The sequence below is a fragment of the Pseudaestuariivita atlantica genome, from assembly GCF_001205715.1.
Taxonomy (GTDB): Bacteria; Pseudomonadota; Alphaproteobacteria; order Rhodobacterales; family Rhodobacteraceae; genus Pseudaestuariivita; species Pseudaestuariivita atlantica.
On the sequence record NZ_AQQZ01000018.1, the window covers coordinates 1 to 16,296 of the forward strand.

At 61.9% G+C, this 16,296-nt stretch carries 20 protein-coding genes; 14 read left to right on the forward strand and 6 right to left on the reverse strand.

The window, feature by feature from the left end:
• Window positions 1-260: 260 nt before the first annotated feature.
• The 5 genes from ATO11_RS19410 to ATO11_RS19430 form a co-directional block, all read right to left on the reverse strand.
• Complete coding sequence (locus ATO11_RS19410; protein WP_050532584.1) at window positions 261-623, reverse strand: SpoIIAA family protein; 363 nt, start codon at window positions 621-623, stop codon at window positions 261-263.
• Window positions 595-1,560 (reverse strand): cation diffusion facilitator family transporter, encoded by a 966-nt coding sequence (locus ATO11_RS19415; RefSeq protein ID WP_007803480.1) that lies wholly within the window; start codon window positions 1,558-1,560, stop codon window positions 595-597. Before ATO11_RS19415 ends, ATO11_RS19410 begins: the two co-directional genes overlap by 29 nt.
• Entirely contained in the window at window positions 1,550-2,320 is a 771-nt protein-coding gene (locus ATO11_RS19420; RefSeq protein WP_005645237.1) for a transglutaminase-like domain-containing protein, read from the reverse strand. Before ATO11_RS19420 ends, ATO11_RS19415 begins: the two co-directional genes overlap by 11 nt.
• A gap of 69 nt (window positions 2,321-2,389) precedes the next feature.
• Complete coding sequence (locus ATO11_RS19425) at window positions 2,390-3,010, reverse strand: cation efflux transmembrane domain-containing protein (protein WP_050532585.1); 621 nt, start codon at window positions 3,008-3,010, stop codon at window positions 2,390-2,392.
• Between the two features lie 82 nt (window positions 3,011-3,092).
• Window positions 3,093-3,521 (reverse strand): MerR family transcriptional regulator, encoded by a 429-nt coding sequence (locus ATO11_RS19430; protein WP_007803476.1) that lies wholly within the window; start codon window positions 3,519-3,521, stop codon window positions 3,093-3,095.
• A 213-nt stretch (window positions 3,522-3,734) separates the two neighbouring features.
• Between ATO11_RS19430 and ATO11_RS19435 the strand changes: the two genes are divergently transcribed.
• The 10 genes from ATO11_RS19435 to lnt are packed head-to-tail and all read left to right on the forward strand — an operon-like array spanning window position 3,735 to window position 11,187.
• On the forward strand, window positions 3,735-4,301 hold the full coding sequence (locus ATO11_RS19435) for an SCO family protein (protein ID WP_040643209.1): 567 nt from the start codon (window positions 3,735-3,737) through the stop codon (window positions 4,299-4,301).
• Between the two features lie 5 nt (window positions 4,302-4,306).
• Entirely contained in the window at window positions 4,307-4,729 is a 423-nt protein-coding gene (locus tag ATO11_RS19440; RefSeq protein WP_046002647.1) for a disulfide bond formation protein B, read from the forward strand.
• Window positions 4,726-5,385 carry a DsbA family protein gene (locus ATO11_RS19445; RefSeq protein ID WP_050532586.1) on the forward strand — a complete coding sequence of 220 codons (660 nt, stop codon included), beginning with the start codon at window positions 4,726-4,728 and terminating at the stop codon, window positions 5,383-5,385. The genes ATO11_RS19440 and ATO11_RS19445 overlap by 4 nt, the downstream gene beginning before the upstream one ends.
• Window positions 5,386-5,407: 22 nt before the next feature.
• Window positions 5,408-5,878, forward strand: a complete 471-nt coding sequence (locus tag ATO11_RS19450; RefSeq protein ID WP_005647556.1) for a copper chaperone PCu(A)C — start codon at window positions 5,408-5,410, stop codon at window positions 5,876-5,878.
• Entirely contained in the window at window positions 5,878-6,504 is a 627-nt protein-coding gene (locus ATO11_RS19455; protein WP_050532587.1) for an SCO family protein, read from the forward strand. The genes ATO11_RS19450 and ATO11_RS19455 overlap by 1 nt, the downstream gene beginning before the upstream one ends.
• Window positions 6,501-7,874, forward strand: coding sequence for a M23 family metallopeptidase (locus ATO11_RS19460; RefSeq protein ID WP_050532588.1), 1,374 nt, complete (start codon window positions 6,501-6,503; stop codon window positions 7,872-7,874). Before ATO11_RS19455 ends, ATO11_RS19460 begins: the two co-directional genes overlap by 4 nt.
• Before the next feature lie 3 nt (window positions 7,875-7,877).
• Entirely contained in the window at window positions 7,878-8,336 is a 459-nt protein-coding gene (locus ATO11_RS19465; RefSeq protein WP_050532589.1) for a DUF411 domain-containing protein, read from the forward strand.
• A 22-nt stretch (window positions 8,337-8,358) separates the two neighbouring features.
• Entirely contained in the window at window positions 8,359-9,141 is a 783-nt protein-coding gene (locus tag ATO11_RS19470) for a ZIP family metal transporter (protein ID WP_048535492.1), read from the forward strand.
• Between the two features lie 4 nt (window positions 9,142-9,145).
• Entirely contained in the window at window positions 9,146-9,619 is a 474-nt protein-coding gene (lspA, locus tag ATO11_RS19475; RefSeq protein WP_048535494.1) for a signal peptidase II, read from the forward strand.
• Window positions 9,616-11,187 (forward strand): apolipoprotein N-acyltransferase, encoded by a 1,572-nt coding sequence (gene lnt, locus ATO11_RS19480; RefSeq protein ID WP_050532590.1) that lies wholly within the window; start codon window positions 9,616-9,618, stop codon window positions 11,185-11,187. Before lspA ends, lnt begins: the two co-directional genes overlap by 4 nt.
• Window positions 11,188-11,448: 261 nt before the next feature.
• Here lnt and mntR read toward each other — a convergent pair whose 3' ends face one another.
• Window positions 11,449-11,907 carry a manganese-binding transcriptional regulator MntR gene (mntR, locus tag ATO11_RS19490; protein WP_050532592.1) on the reverse strand — a complete coding sequence of 153 codons (459 nt, stop codon included), beginning with the start codon at window positions 11,905-11,907 and terminating at the stop codon, window positions 11,449-11,451.
• A gap of 109 nt (window positions 11,908-12,016) precedes the next feature.
• Between mntR and ATO11_RS19495 the strand changes: the two genes are divergently transcribed.
• The 4 genes from ATO11_RS19495 to phnE are packed head-to-tail and all read left to right on the forward strand — an operon-like array spanning window position 12,017 to window position 16,294.
• Window positions 12,017-13,882, forward strand: coding sequence for a cytochrome c peroxidase (locus tag ATO11_RS19495; protein ID WP_050532593.1), 1,866 nt, complete (start codon window positions 12,017-12,019; stop codon window positions 13,880-13,882).
• On the forward strand, window positions 13,882-14,757 hold the full coding sequence (locus ATO11_RS19500) for a phosphate/phosphite/phosphonate ABC transporter substrate-binding protein (RefSeq protein WP_009824424.1): 876 nt from the start codon (window positions 13,882-13,884) through the stop codon (window positions 14,755-14,757). Before ATO11_RS19495 ends, ATO11_RS19500 begins: the two co-directional genes overlap by 1 nt.
• On the forward strand, window positions 14,754-15,536 hold the full coding sequence (locus tag ATO11_RS19505; RefSeq protein ID WP_050532594.1) for a phosphonate ABC transporter ATP-binding protein: 783 nt from the start codon (window positions 14,754-14,756) through the stop codon (window positions 15,534-15,536). Before ATO11_RS19500 ends, ATO11_RS19505 begins: the two co-directional genes overlap by 4 nt.
• On the forward strand, window positions 15,536-16,294 hold the full coding sequence (gene phnE / locus ATO11_RS19510; protein WP_048535504.1) for a phosphonate ABC transporter, permease protein PhnE: 759 nt from the start codon (window positions 15,536-15,538) through the stop codon (window positions 16,292-16,294). The genes ATO11_RS19505 and phnE overlap by 1 nt, the downstream gene beginning before the upstream one ends.
• Window positions 16,295-16,296 lie beyond the last annotated feature (2 nt).

Genomic DNA, 16,296 nt, shown 5'->3' on the forward strand with positions numbered 1-16,296 from the left:
ATATACTATCGCAACATTAAGTATATTGGCGCATAATGAAGTTTATGTTAACCAACTGGCGCCCTGAGCCGCTAAAACATTACGATTTGATAATGCCCCGGCAAGGGCAGTGCCACCGTACCAAAGTTACTCCTTTGCGAAAGGAGCGACCATGTTCAGAACTTTCGGATTGCTCTTGGGTCTCGCAACTGCTGTAGCTCTTTTGTTTATGGTTTCGAACAGATGCTGTCTTCTGCGAAGGCATCTGATTGAAAGCTACTCTACCTTTCACTTGCCCAGGCGATTGCCGCCTTCATTTCCGCCGGGTCGAACTGACGGAGTTCTGCCGTGGTCAGCACGTCGGCGAACCTGGTTCCCCACTCCAACAAAGCCCCTTCGCCCACCACAGCGACGCGGCGGAAGTCATTCCTATGGGCTGTGTCGATTTTCAGATCTTCGAGCAGAGCGGACGGCCCATCGTAGCCTTCGAACCTCGTGAGATCGAGAACCAGGCCGGGCTTACTTGTCTCTTGCAGGCGCTCATGAAGCAGGGCGTGCATCCGTTTCAGGTCGCTTTCGCTGAGCTTGCCCTCGCAGGCGAGGCCAATCGTGTCGTCATGAGCTGTCAGTGTCTCGGTGAACATGGTTTTCCTCCTCTTTTTCCGGTTTGCCGTGACCGTAAAGGTCAGCGTTTTCGTGTGCGCGGTCTTCGTGCTCAAATTCCAGACTCGAATGACCGATGCTGAAATCGTCCTTCAGCCGGTCCTTGATCGCGGCCTTGATCTTTTCGATTTGACCCCAGCCGTCCGCTGTCAGCACGACGTGGCAGTCCAGAGCCGCCTCGTGCTCCTGCATCTGCCACAGATGCACGTGATGAACGTCCGCGACACCATCCACACCCCGCATCGCCTGAACGACGGTTTCATTATCGATGTCCGGTGGACTGCCGAGCATCAGCGTCCGAATCGGACCGCCGATCTCGGTAAATGCGAGGTAGAGGATGTAGAGAGCGATGCCGATGGTGATCGCCGGGTCGACCCACCGCATGTTGTAGAGGAGGATGAGCGAGCCGCCGATGATGACCGCCACGGAGGCCAAAGCGTCCGATAGGTTGTGCAGGAAGAGCGCACGGATGTTCACGCTGCCTTTCTGCATCGAATAGGTGAGCAGCGCCGTCAACGTGTCGACGACCAGTGCCACACCGCCCAGGATCACCACCGTCCAGCCCTGTACCTCTGGTGGGTCGATCATGCGCATGCCACCCTCGTAGATCAGGTAGAAGCCGATCAGGATAAGTGTCGTGTAGTTGATGAGCGCTGCGACGATTTCTACCCGCCCATAGCCGAAGGTCATGCGCTTGTCCGCCGGGCGGCGAGCGATCTTACGCGCGAAGAAGGCGATCACCAGCGACGCCATGTCCGAGAAATTGTGGAGGGCATCCGCGATCAGCGCGAGGCTGCCGGAAAGGATCCCGCCGACGATCTGCGCGACCGTCAGGAGGCCGTTGGCCCAGATGGCGATGGAGACGCGACGATCACCGGATTGAGGATCGATGTGGGCGTGGCCGTGATCATGCGGCACGGTTCGTCTCCTCATGGCGGTGGTTCGGCCGATCGAATCCGGGGACCGGCGGCAAGATTCCGCGGCGGATGCGGCGAACCCTGGCATTCATCCAGTGACGGATGACGTGGCGATAGAGCAAGTCGCGCACAAATCCGAAGTTCTGGCGGTGCTTTGAGTAAAAATCGTCGGGTGCGTTGAAGGTTCCAAGATCGCGAACAATACCGGTTTTCTGGATGTAGGTATCATTGCCGGACCAAGTGACAGGCGGGGCGCTCAGACACTCCGTTCCAACCCCGTAGCCGCACAGACTATCCGTCTCGCGGAATTTCTGCTGCAGCGTCTGCAGGAAAGGCGCGTCCAGGATGAAGCCTTCAAGATTGACCCATCCGTCGCCCAAGTCCACCTCTACCCAGGAGTGGAGGATTTCGGACGGCGCGAGGGGATAGACGAGTTCCGGAACGACGCCTCTCTGAAGCGCCTTGTGGATTGTGAACCCGTGCAGTCGGCAGCGAACTCCCACGCCACGCAGCAGGGCCATGAGGAGCGTGCCCTTGGTGTTGCACTGCCCGTGGCCATCTGCGAGGACCTCGGACGCCGGAATGTCGTCGGCGCGGTTGTAGCCGAAGGTAATCTCGTTCCTGACGAAATCGTAGATGGCCCCAATTCGGTCGTCGCTGGGAAGGTCTGCCCAGCCGCGCTCCTCGATCAGTTTTGCAATTGAGGTCGCGTCAAAATCCAGCAGCCGGGTTTTGGCCAAATGAGGGTCGGCGGGGTTCACGGGATATCTCCTCGAATCGTTCACGAGAATATGTAGTTGCTACAGTCACTGTAGCTTCAAGCCCCGATTTCAGGCCGAGTCCTTGGTTACCTGATCGTCATTGTGCACCGCCTTGTGGTGTTCACCATGCGCGTCTCTCAGGATTCCGACGCCACCCCAGGCCGCGATGCCGGCGACAATCACGCCCACGACAAGGTCCGGCCAATTCGTTCCGAGCCAGGCTACGAGCCCGCCTGCGACGACGATTCCGAGATTGGCCGCGAAGTCGTTCCAGCTGAACGTATTCGCCGCTCGGATGTTCACGTCCGGATCGCGAAGCCGTGCCAACAGCCAGACGCAAAGTGCGTTGATGGCCGCCGCTACCAGCGCTATGACAATCATGATCGTGCCAAGAGGATCCGATCCGCCGACGTAGCGGCGCCAGGCGTCATACAGGATTCCAAGGGCGAAGAGGATCAGCAGGCCGCCCGAAACGTTCGCCGCTCCGCGCTTCCACTTGGCGGAGCGGGACAGCGCGAAGAGGCTGATCGCGTAGACGAAACTGTCCGACAGATTGTCGAGGCCATTGGCGATAAGCGCGCTTGAATCGCCGAATGCGCCCGAGGCGAAGAAAGCGATTGCCAGCCCGATGTTAAGACCCAGCACGATCCAGAGTGTGCGTCTTTCCGTTGCGTTTCTCTGCTCCGCCATGCCGGGTATCCAAATTAGTGAATTGCCAATGAGTAACTAACACCGGGCTTTTTGCGTTCCGATCAAAGGTCGTCGAAATTGCTCAGGCGCCGATCTCTTCATGGTCGGTCAGGCATTCGGAATGGTCGCGCAGTACCTCGAGCACACGGCAATCAGAAGTCTGTCCGCCGCTGCACTCATGCACCATCCGCTTCAATTCCGTCCGCAGCGCCTCGAGCCGCGCCAATCGTTGCTCGACCTGTTTGAGTTGCCGACGGGCGATTGCATCCGCCTCTGCACAGGACTTTCCCGGATGATCGCTGAGATCGAGGAGCTCACGGATCGCGTCCAACGAGAAGCCCAGTTGCCGAGCGTGCCGGACGAATGACAAGCGGTCGAGTTCGGCGTCGCCATAGCGTCGTTGGCCCCCCTCGGTCCTGCCGGGCTCAGGCATAAGTCCGATCTGCTCGTAATACCGGATGGTCTGCACTTTTGTTCCGGTCTTCTTCGCCAGAGTCCCAATCGTCAGCATTTCCGCTCCCCACATTACCTACAGTGGGTGTAGCTTTATGCGGTGCGCATCACAAGCTTCACCTGAGTTTCACAGATAGGTGATTGTTGGCCGATCGGTGACAATCACGCTTGAACCTACAGTAGCTAGAGGATGTAAACGCACACAAAATATAGAATCAAGTTCGGGCGGAGCGGCGTGAGGCTTTCAGGTCTTCAGAAGGTATTGTGGGTGTTGGCGGGCGCGGCGGCGTTCGTTTTCATCTGGCTGTTGCTATGGTCCGACTACCGTGCCGACCTTGCCCGAGCCGAGAATGAACCACCGTTTCTTGCTGATTTCGAACTGACCGATCATCGCGGCATTGTCCAAACGGACGAAGATTTCGCAGGGCGCTGGATGCTGGTCTTCTTTGGCTTCACCAATTGCCCTGACGTCTGTCCGACAACACTGTCCGAAGTCGCGGCCGTGATGGAGGGCCTGGGCGATGAGGCGGCAGTGGTTCAGCCGATTTTCATAACGATCGATCCCGAGCGAGATACGCCGACGGCTTTAGCGGAGTACGTGCCCATGTTCGACGCAGGGATCATCGGGCTTACCGGTACACCGGAGCAGATCGCCGCGACATCCGAAACTTTTCCGATATTCTATGAACGGATCGAGCAGGCGACTGCGCCGGGCGGATACACGATGGGTCACACGTCGCATCTTTTCCTTTTCGACACGCAAGCAGGCTTCGCGGACTCCTGGCCCTACGGCACGCCCGCCGAAGAGATCCTCGCCGATCTGAGAGAGAGGATCTGATCGTCATGACCCGACTTTCCGGAGAGACGGCCCTCGGGCTGGCCTGGATCATCGCGCTCACCGCGTCGCTTGCAGTGCTCTTCATCGGCGAGGTTCTGGGGCAGACACCTTGCGTGCTTTGCTGGTTTCAGCGTGCCTTCATGTTTCCCTTGGCCATCGTCCTCGGGCTCGGGCTGTGGTGGCAGGATCGGCGCGTGGGTCGCTACGGGATCGCGCTGGCAATCGGGGGCGCCGCCATAGCGCTCTGGCACCTCGGCCTCTATGTCGAGCTGATCCCCGAACGCATCCAGCCCTGCACGGCGACAGGCCCATCCTGTACTGACGACAATCAACTGGTCTTCGGCATTCCGATTCCTCTGATGGCGCTCGTCGCCTTCGTGGTGATCGGGCTGCTGTCGGCTCTCTCACTGAAGGAAGCACAAGAATGAAACGACGCGGCCTCATCCTGTCCGTTCTCGCGCTCGGGGTCGCCGGTTTCGGCGGGGCCGCCTGGTATGCCACCCGCCCCGACCCGATTGCCGCGTCCGATCCCATCGACCCTGAAATGGCCAACGCGCTGATCCGACCCTATTCCCCGATCCTCGGGCCCGAGGATGCGCCCGTAACCATCGTTGAATTCTTCGACCCGGCCTGCGAGGCATGCCGCGCTTTCTATCCGGTCGTCGAGGATATCATGGCGGAGCACGGAGACGCGGTGCGCGTTGTAATCCGCTATACGCCTTTTCACGGCGAGGCGTCGGTAGAAGCGATCCGTGTGCTCGAGGCGGCGCGCATGCAGGACGTGTTTGAACCTGTGCTCGAGGCAGTCTTGCGAGAGCAGCCCAGATGGGCGTCTCACGGGACCCCGGCACCCGGATTGATCCTTGAGATTGCAGCAAGCGGAGGTCTGGATGTCGAAGCTGCCCGGACACAGATGCTGGCCCCCGGTGTTGTGGCGGTGCTCAACCAGGACCGCGCCGATGTCGAGACAGTCGGGGTCCGCCAAACGCCCACGTTCTTCGTGAACGGCAAGCCTCTCGATCCGTTCGGTGAGGCCGAATTGCGGAGGCTGGTGGCAGTGGAAGTTGCGGCAAGCCAAAGCTGATTTGCGGAGGCAGGAGAAACGAGTGGTGAAGAAGTTGAGATATACCAATGCATTGGCCGTGCTTTTGACGGTTGCAGGGCTGTCGGCCCCCGCACTGGCCGGTTCGGAGGATGTCGTGGTCGAGAATGCGTGGTCCCGCGCCTCGATCGGCGTCAACAGGCCAGGTGCCGCCTATATGACCGTGCGCAACACGGGTGAAGACGCCGTTACGCTGACCGGACTTGCGACACCGCTGGCAATGATGCCCGAGATCCATGAGTCGAAAACCAACTCCGTTGGCGTCAGTTCCATGGCACCTGCAGGCGAGATCACGATTGAGCCCGGCCAAAGCGTGGCATTGGAGCCGGGCGGGTTGCACGCCATGCTCATGAAGCTGCAAGAGCCGATGACCGAAGGCGAGAATTTCCCGCTGACACTGACCTTCTCGGATGGCGGCAAGGTGACGGTCGAGGTCCCAATCCTCGGAATCGCCGCGCGTGGACCGGAGGGCTGATGCAACGTCGGCAGCTCCTTCTATACGGCGCAGCCGGTGCCGGCGTTCTTGGCCTGACGCTCTTCGTGGGCTGGTGGCGGGTGGACGGGCCCGGTGCGCCTGAACCAAAAGGGCAGCGGCCCCTGCCCCTATCGGCGATGGAGTTCCGGCTGACCGACCACGAGGAAAATGAGGTAGGGCCTGGCAACCTGATCGGTCGTCCGACAATGGTGTTTTTCGGGTTCACCTACTGCCCGGACGTCTGCCCGACGACCCTATCGGATATTTCCGGCTGGCTTGAGGAACTGGGCGACGAAGCATCAGAGATGAACGTGGTCTTCATCACGGTCGACCCGGAGCGGGACACGGTCGAGGCCATGGCCGAATATGTCGGCTATTTTCATCCGGTCATTCGTGGTTGGACGGGGCCGGAAGACCAGATTGCCCGCGCTGCAGAAGGGTTTCGTGCCTCATTTGAGCGCGTCCCGACTGAGGGCGGCGGCTATACGATGAACCATACGGCAAGCGTATTCCTGTTCGATGCCGAGGGTGAGCTCGTCACCATGATCGACTATCACGAGCCAAGAGAATTCGCGGTGCCGAAGATCCGGCGCGCACTGACAGAAGACGTAGAGGGGGCAACATGAAGATAAGAACTGTCTTGGCGGCCGTTGCGGTCGCAGGCGCATTTTCGGTGACCGCCATCGCCATCTCTGGCGTTCTGTCCAAAGAACCGGTGCCCCCTGCGATTGCTGAAGCGACCCTCTGGACTCCCGATCCGCTTGCGCCGCCTCGGATTACCGAAACCAATTCGGTCCGCCCTACACTCGCCCAGGCAGATATCGCATTCGAGTTCAGACCCCGGCCCCTCCTGACCGTTTCCCCCGCTGATACCTCCTTGCCATCTATCGAGCCCCAGCTGGTCACCTGGTCGCGCGAGATTGCGTCGGGCGAGACGCTTGATGCGGACCTTTCCGATGCGGGGCTGGATGCTTCGGATCGCGCCGAAATCGCCTTGGCGATTGGCGCGGAATACGATCTGCGCCGTCTGCGTCCGGGTCACATCATTACCGTGGTTTCCACAACGGACGACAACCCGCGTCGTGTAGAACTAGCCGTCGATGACGGTGTCCGGATAGAGGCGGTCTTCGGCGAACAGCTTGCCGCCCGCGTGTTGGAGCCGGATCCCGAATTGGTGACTTTCGCTGGCGAGGCGGTGATCGAGAGCTCGATTTTCGCCGCCCTAGACACGGCAGACATCCCCGCCCGTTTTGCGGTGGACCTGGCGCAGATGCTGGGCGGCACCGTGGATTTCCGTCGTGATCTTGCGGGTGGCGAGACGATGCGCCTCCTTTGGCGCGAGGCCCGAGACGGGAACAAGAGGATTGGTCAGCCCGAGCTTGCCTTTGCCGCACTGGATATCGATGGCTCGGTCTATGAAATCGTCTGGCCGAACGACGGCAGCGGCCAAGCGACGATCTATGTCGACGGAGAAGTCCTGCGCGTGTTTGCGCAACCGGTCGAAGGTGCACGGCTGAGTTCTGTGTTCGGGCGCCGCACCCATCCGGTCTACGGCAATGTACGAATGCACACAGGGGTCGACTTCGCGGCGGCGCGCGGCACGCCGGTACAGGCGACGGCGCCGGGCCGCGTTCGCTTCATCGGCCGACGCGGTGGGTATGGCCGGGTCGTCGAGATCGCTCATGGCTCCGACACCCTGACGCGCTATGCGCATCTGAGCGCCGTACCGGACGGGCTCACACAAGGGCAACGCGTGATGGCCGGAGATATGATCGGGCGGGTCGGTGCGACGGGTACCGCGACAGGCCCCAACCTACATTACGAAGTGCTGGTGGACGGTCGCCCAACCGACCCTCTCTCTGACGACCGATTGGCAGAGGCGGCCGAGCGTGAAGCGGACGACACGGCAGCGCTTGAGCGACTGCGTGAGGCGCGTTCACTTCTTGCTGAGAGGCTCGCCAGCGAATTTGCACAGACGACAACCGAAAGGCTTTGATCCATGAAACGATTTACTCCCGCCCTTGCCATCGCATTTGCCTTGCTTCCCGCGGCGCAGGCCGTCGCAGAGACGATTCAGATCGACGTCCGGAAGACAAACGGCTGCGGCTGTTGCCTGTCCTGGATGAAGCACCTCGAGGAGAATGGCTTCGCGCCGATGGGCGAGGACATGTTCGGAGGATCTCTTGTGCGCTTCAAACTCGACAATGGCGTGCCGCAGCGCATGGTGTCCTGCCATACTGCTCTGGTCGACGGCTATGTGATCGAGGGCCACGTGCCGGCGGCTGACATCCAACGCCTGCTGGAGGACCGGCCAGACGCGGTAGGCCTGGCGGTGCCGGGAATGCCCTACGGGTCGCCCGGCATGGGACCGGAGGACGACCGGGAGGCTTACGATGTCTTCCTGATCCACGAAGACGGATCGACCGAGGTCTACACCAGCTACTCGGCTCCTGACTGAACTCGCGGCAGAACCTTAACAATTGGAACCCCTCTCCCCCATAGCGCTTGGCTTTCTTGGAAGCCTGGCCGCCGGATCGCTGACCGCGGTCGGGGCGGTCCCCGTTCTTTTTGGGCGCATCCCGTCCCGGGCCACGCGCGATCTGCTGCTTGGCTTCGCGGCGGGTGTCATGCTCGCGGCTTCGTTCTTCTCGCTGATCATCCCGGCTCTCGACGCAGCTGAAGGACAGTTCGACAACGGTGCTCTCCCGGCGGCCATCGTATGTGTTGCGATCCTGCTTGGCATGGGCGCGGTCGCTCTGATGAACGAACGGCTGCCGCATGAACATTTCAAGACGGGGCGGGAAGGTCCCGACGCCGCATCGCTGCGGCGCGTCTGGCTTTTCATCATCGCGATCACTATCCACAATTTTCCCGAAGGGCTTGCCGTCGGCGTCGGGTTCGGGGCTGACGGTTTGTCGGGCGGGTTGCCACTTGCGATCGGTATTGGATTACAGAATGCCCCCGAAGGTCTGGCGGTGGCGGTTTCGTTGCTCGGCGAGGGCTATTCCAGGTTTCGCGCCTGGGGCATCGCCGCCCTGACCGGTCTCGTCGAGCCCGTCGGCGGGCTCATCGGCGCGGGTATCATCGGCATCTCGCAACCGCTGCTGCCTTGGGGTCTCGCCTTCGCAGCAGGGGCGATGCTCTATGTCATCAGCCACGAGATCATTCCGGAAACCCACCGGTCCGGACATCAGAACAGGGCGACGCTCGGCCTCGCGGTTGGTCTTGTGATCATGTTGTTCCTCGACGTCTGGCTGGGATAAGCGGATGAGATCTTGCCTCTTCGTCGGTCTGCTTGCTGCTCTGATCGCCTTTCTTGTCGATCAGGCAACGAAGGCAATCGTTGTTTCCAATGCGACTGTTCTTAGTTCCGGCGTATCGGTCTTTCCCGGCTTCAATCTCATCTACCTGCGCAATGACGGGGTGACCTTCGGGCTTCTCGGCGGTGCGCCGTGGTGGAGCCTTGTCGTATTGGCACTTGGCATCTGCGTCTGGTTGGCGGCTATGCTGATCCGTTCCAGCAGCCGGGTCGAGGCCATTGCCTATGGTGCGATCATCGGCGGTGCTCTCGGCAATATTCTGGACCGCCTGCGCTATCGTGCGGTGACGGATTTCCTCGATTTCTACATCGGGACGGCGCACTGGCCTGCCTTCAACATGGCCGATGTTTTTGTGGTTGGCGGCGTGATGCTGCTGCTCATTGCGCCGTGGGTTGGCGCTCGACTTCAGACCGATTCATGAAGCCGGGTTTGCCGCAGATCGTTAGTGAGGACCCGAACCTGTTCCAGTGCATGGGTCTTGCCCTTGTTGCCGGCGGATTGACGGTTTTGACCCTTCCGCCGTTTTCTTGGCTCATGGCGGTCCCTGTCGCCTTCTCAGTGCTCTTTATCGTTCTCCGGAACATCTCAACCTCGCGCGCTTTCCTTGTCGGTTGGGCTTTCGGACTGGGCCAATTCGGGATTGGAATTTCCTGGATCGCCGAGAGCTTTTACGTCGATGCCGAACGTTTCGGCGCACTGGCGATCCCGGCGGTCGCGGGTCTGTCCGCCGGACTTGCCATCTTCCCGGGCATGGCGGCGATGCTTTTTGCCGCCATCATGCAGCGCCGAGCTTTCGGCGGCATTGCGGCGGGCCTTCTGTTTGCAACCTGCTGGGTGGTCACGGAGTGGCTGCGGGGTCATATCCTGACGGGGTTTCCCTGGAACCTTGCCGCTTATGCCCTTGTCGACTATGCCGCCCTGCGCCAACCCGCCGCCTGGGTCGGCAGCTACGGTTTGGGCTTTCTCACGGTCTTCATCGGCATATTGCCAGGTGTGTTGACTGTGGCGGCGCCAAAGAGACGCGCGCCTGTTCACGTGCTCTTCGCCGTTGCTGTGACGGGTCTCTGGGTTGGCGGTGCGCTTCGGTCAGGGCAGGACGTGCCGCCGACAGACGTTGCTTTGCGCATCGTCCAAGGCAATGTGCCACAAGTCGAGAAGTGGGTACCGGGCAGCCGCCAGCGAGCCTTAGAAAAATACCTGGGCTTGTCCGCGCAACCCGGACGTTTCGATGTGCTGCTTTGGCCGGAAACGGCCTTCCCCGGCTTTCTGGATGAAGATGCTGCGGCACGCGCGCGGATATCTGCAGCTTTGCCAGACGGCAGGATCCTACTGACAGGTGCGCCTGACCGAGTGGAGGGCGATGGGGGAACCAGATATTTCAACACGGTTCAGGCATACGATGGCACCAGTGAGATTCTGACGGGATATGCAAAACATCATCTCGTTCCGTTTGGCGAATATGTGCCGCTGAGAGGCTGGCTGCCCATCGAACGACTGACGGAAGGGTTGGGCGATTTCACGCCGGGACCAGGGCCGCGCACGCTGGCGATCCCTGGCGCGCCTCTGGTCGCGGTGGCGATCTGTTACGAGATCATCTTTCCGGGCCACGTGGTCGATGACCTTTTCCGTCCCGACTGGATATTCAACGCCACAAATGATGCCTGGTTCGGAACCAGCATCGGACCCGAGCAGCACCTCGCCTCCGCGCGGATGCGCGCGGTCGAGGAGGGGCTTCCCGTGGTCCGGGCGGCCAACACTGGGATATCCGCGATCATCGACGCCAATGGAAATGTCGTCGCGCGTCTTGATACCGGGGAAACAGGCACCATTGATGCCGGCCTGCCGGGCGCGCGTACTCCAACGCCCTATGCGCGGTTCGGCGACTGGACCTTGTTGGTTCTTGTTTTTGGGTGCTGGGTCTTCGGCTGGCTGGCCAGTTTGCTCGGACGAGATCCCGATGCGCGGCATTTTGGAACGGAGGTATCCTGATGCTTGTGATCGCGAGCGCTATCGGAGGCGCGATCTGGGGTGGCTATCTGGCACGACGGAGGAGGGGGAATCACCTGGATATCCTCCAATATGCGGTAGCGTCTGCGATCGCCTTCGGACTTGTCGCCCTGTTTGCAACCATCGTGCTGTCGCGGGTTCTCGGCTAGCGAGCTTCGAAATTGCGCAAACGTGTCAGCGGCTTGAAGACCCGATAGCTCGAGGTCCCGATAGAGAATCGCGCGAATGTGCATCTAGGCGAGCTCATTTCTGATTGAGCCGTCGCTCGAACGCCTCCAATGTCGTCCCGCTGACGTGATGCTCGATCCCTTCCGCATCGCGTTCCGCGGTCTCTTTGTCGATTCCCAGGCTCAGAAGAAAGGCGACGACGACCCTGTGGCGGCGTCGACAGATCTCCGCGAGGTCCTGCCCGGCATCGGTGAGGAATATCGCGCGGTATGGCTCCCGCCGGACCAGACCAGCAGCCTTGAGCCGCGAGATGTTCTTGGTCACGGTCGGCGGCTTCACGCCAAGCCGCTCGGCGATCTCGACCGGTCTGGCCTCCCCGCGCGTCTCGATCAGTTCCGCGATCAGTTCGACGTAATCCTCCGCCATCTCGCTTTCATGTGCCTGACGCACGGTCGCAAAGCCATCGGCCTGCGCCTCGGGAGCCCGGTCGACCGCTTCGAATGGCTCACGCCCTTGTGATTGTAGCTTTGTCATACTCGGGACTTTGCAGCGAAACAGCGGGATTGACAACTTGTTTGCTTCGGGTAGATAAGTTAGCCGTGTCTAACTTTGTACTTTGGAGGCCGTGGTGATGCGAAATATTATGAGAGTGCTGCTCGCCACACTCGCAAGTGCGCTCCTCCTGTCCGGACCTGTCGCCGCGACGCCGGCCAAGGAGGCGCCTTGGCTTCCCGAGGCAGCGGCCTACCGTCTGACGCTCTTTCTTGGAAATCTCGAGCCTCTGCCCTGGGACGACATCGAGACCGCCTGGACGGAACCCTACCGGGGTTCGGAATTCTCTGTCGGGGCGCTGGCGTGGCTGGACCGCAAAAGCGATATCGAGCCCGACGGTCTCCTGGACGCTATAATGCGCGAAGACCTGCAGGCGGTCTTCGCCGAGGCGACGCGGCTTGTAGCGCTCAGGATTGAGGAGAATTTGGACCGTGCTCTCGCGGCCGAAGAATCGGCGACAGCACAGCTGGCGGTGCAGACGGCACGCGAACTCTACCGTGCGTTTGAGGATGGTATCGCGGCGGCCGATCCCGAAGCTGCAAGACGCATCGGCCTCGCCTGGCTGGAACTCAACAGCAGCACAGGTTCCGCTGGTGTTCTCGGCGCTGGCGCCACATCTGCGGATCGCGACACGATGGAAGCCGCCCGTGCAGTCATCTCCGGCTATCTTGCGGAGAACTACCTCCTGGACAGTTTCGCTCCGCGCCGGACGCTGAGCGCCCTGCCGGAAACAGCTGTGCTCAGCGGAAAGGCCATCGAGGTACCGCCAAGCCTGCCGCCTGGGTCCGACATCTTCGATCAGGACCCGCTGCCGCTGCTCGTGCTCAACTTCGAGGAACAGGGCATCGACGAGACCGATCTGCCGCTTGTTGCCTACGGCGACATGCTGTTCGACAGCGCGCAACTCTTTGGAAGCCCGGCGCAGGATCTCGGGATCGCCTGCTCGACCTGTCACAACCGCTCGGACGTCAACCAGCGGCTCTTCATCCCCGGCGCCAGCCACCAACCGGGCGCGATCGACGTGGACGGCGCCTTTTTCAACCCGATCTTCAATGACAGGCGCGACGACCCGCTCGACATTCCCAGCCTGCGCGGCTTGCGTTTTACCGGTCCCTACGGCCGCGATGGCCGCTTCGCCTCCTTGCGCGATTTTACCCGCAACGTGGTCGTCAACGAGTTCGGCGGGAAGGAACCGACGCCCTTCATGCTGGACGCTCTCGTCGCCTACATGCTCGAATTCGACTTCCTGCCGAATTCCATGCTGACGACTGATGGCCGTCTGACCGATACGACCCAAGAGGCCGCCCGGCGCGGCGAGGAGATCTTCAATACGCCCTTCGCCCGGCTCGGCGATCGGTCCTGCGCCAGTTGCCACGTGCCAGACGCGAACTTCCTCGACCGGCAGGCCCACGACATCGGCTCAGTCGCGCCGGGCTACGAGGGGGCCCGCGCCGGTGCGCTGGACACGCCCACGCTGCTCGGCACGGCCTATACCGCCCCCTATTTCCACGACGGGTCATTGCCGACGTTGGCCGCCGTCGTGGACTGGTTCGACGAGACGAAATCGCTTGGGCTTACCGAGGAAGACCGCGCCGACCTAACCGCCTATCTCGAGACCGTTGGCGCGGCAGACGAGCCCTATGAAGCCTTCGACACCGAGAACACCGCTTTCCGGCTGGCATTCGCCGAACTGACGACCTTCGCCTCGACAATCGATACGCTACTGCCGCGGCGGGACGCAGAGCATATCCTGCTGCTGACCGACACCGTGGCTGCGGACCTTTCGGCCGACGCCAGCACCATGTCGAACCTCCCCGCCCGGCCCGAGGTCTATGCGCTGGCCGAGCGGCTGGCCGCGGTCGGCGCCGCCGTCCGCGTGGAAGACTGGGAGGCCGCTGAAGCAAGCTGGACCGCGTTCAAGTCCGAAGCCGACGCAATCGAAGAGAGGGCATTCTGATGCCGGTCCATCTGACCCGTAGAACGATACTGACCTTGGTCGGCGCGGGCGCGGTGTCGCTGGCGACACCTCTCGCCGCGCAAGACGTAACCCTGCGGCTTGCCTTCATCCCGCAAGAGAACCCCGACAAGCTTCTGGGGGACATCGAGGCCATCACCGGATGGCTGGCAGAGGAGATCGGCGTCCCCGTCGAGGGGTTCGTCACCATCGACCATGCAGCGGCGGTCGAGGCGCTGCGCAACGGCGACGCGGATATCTCCTTCATGGGCGCCCTGCCCTTCGTTCTGGCCGAGGCCGAGATCGGTGCCGTGCCGCTCCTGTCCGAGGTCTACCGCGACGCGCCGAGTTATACGGGCCGCATCTTCGTGCGGCGCGACAGCGGCATCGGCGCGCTCGCAGACCTGCGCGGGCGCGACATCGCTTTTGCCGATCCGATTTCGGAATCGGGCTATCTCTACCCGCTCGCCGAATTCGTAGAAGCCGGGCTGATCGAAGACCCCGGACAGGCGGAAGCATTCTTCGGCCGCGTCTTCTTCGCGGGCGGCTACCAGCAGGCGATGCAGGCGATGGCCGAAGGCCTGGTCGATGCCGCAGGCGCCAGCCAGTATGCCGACCTGCTTCTGACGCCGCAGCAACAGGCAGAGGTAACCTGGATCGCGGAAAGCGCGCCGATCCCGAGCCATTTGGTGATCGCTCGCCCGGGGCTCGATGCCGCTCTGCGGGACCGTTTTGTCGACGCAATGCTGCGGCTCAACGAGCCGGAGCACCGCAACAAGCTGCGCTATTTTTATGGACCGGATGGGTACGTCAGGGCCGACGGCGCCGCCTATGACGGCGTACGCGATATGGCACGGCAATACGGGCTGTTGCGATGAGCACAGCTGTCGAAGTAGACGACCTGAGGTTTGCCCATACGGGCGCGGACTTCCCGGCGCTGGAGCGGGTCTCGTTTCGGGTTTCGGCGGGCGAGAGCGTCGCTTTGCTCGGCCCGTCCGGGGCGGGCAAGACGACCCTGCTGGCACTGCTCGACGGCAGGCTCCAAGGCTGGAGCGGGCGGGTATCGGTTCTGGGTGCGCCGCTCGATCCCGACCGTCCGCCGCCGAGCGCGCGCCGTCCGGATACCGGTTTCGTGTTTCAGGAGTTTGCATTGGTCGAGCGTTCCTCGGTTCTGCGCAACGTCCTGAATGGCCGCCTGGGGCGCATGTCGCCGCTGCGGGCCCTGTTGGGATCACCGACCAAACATGATCTGGAGATTGCGCGCACGGCACTTGCCGATTGCGGAATTGCCGATCTTGCCGAACGCAGGGTCGACAGCCTCAGCGGCGGGCAGCGGCAGCGTGTGGCCATCGCACGGTGTCTGGCGCAGGAACCGCGCCTAATCCTCGCCGACGAACCGGTGAGCAACCTCGACCCCGCGCATGCATGTGAGATCCTGGCGCTGCTGACCGGGGCGGCGCGAACGCGCGGCGCGACGGCGCTGTTTTCGTCGCACCAGCCCGACCTGGCGCGGCGTTTCGCGCAGCGCATCATCGGCATGCGGGACGGGCGGATCGTGTTCGATGTACCGACCTCCGAGTTGAACGATGATGCGACGGCGGAGCTCTATCGGGAGGTAGGGCCAATCCCCGGTATCGGCCTCAGGGCGGTGTCCTGATGGCGTTCCGCGGGTTTGGCGGCATTGCGACGAGCGGTCTGATCGCAGCCGCGATCCTGTGGTCCTTCGCCACGACCGATGTCGAGTTCTCGCGACTTCTGTCGGCCGGCCCGCGGATCGCCGATTTCTTCGGCCGGATGTTTCCGCCTGACCCGACGGTGATGGCCGAGATCAAGAAGGGCAGCGCGGAAACGCTGAGGATCGCGATCCTCGGCACCCTCGGTGCTGTGATCCTGTCCGTTCCCCTCGGCATTCTCGCGTCTGAGACGATGGTATCGCCTGCGGTGTTTCGGCCGATCCGAACGCTGCTTGCCTTCATCCGGGCGATTCCGCTGATCCTCGTGGCCATGCTCATGGTGGGCGCTGTCGGGCTCGGGCCGCTGCCCGGCATCATCGCGGTCGCCTTTCATGCAACGGGGATGCTCGCCAAGTTCTATGCCGAGGCGATCGACGGCGTGTCCCGCGCGCCGATCGCAGCACTTGAAAGCGCGGGCGCCGGGCCGCTCGTGCGGCTCAGATACGCGATCTGGCCGCAGATGGCGCCGGTCGTCGCCCGCGACACGATTTTCCGGTTCGAGTTGAACCTGCGCGAGTCGCTGATCCTCGGCATTGTCGGCGCGGGCGGGATCGGCTTTTACATCCAGACCTACGTGCGCTCTTTCCAGTATGATAAGGCGGCCAGCGTCACGATTGCCGTCGTCGTCATGGTCATCGCTATCGAAGCCATCAACGTTGCGCTGCGCCGTCGCTTCACCTGACG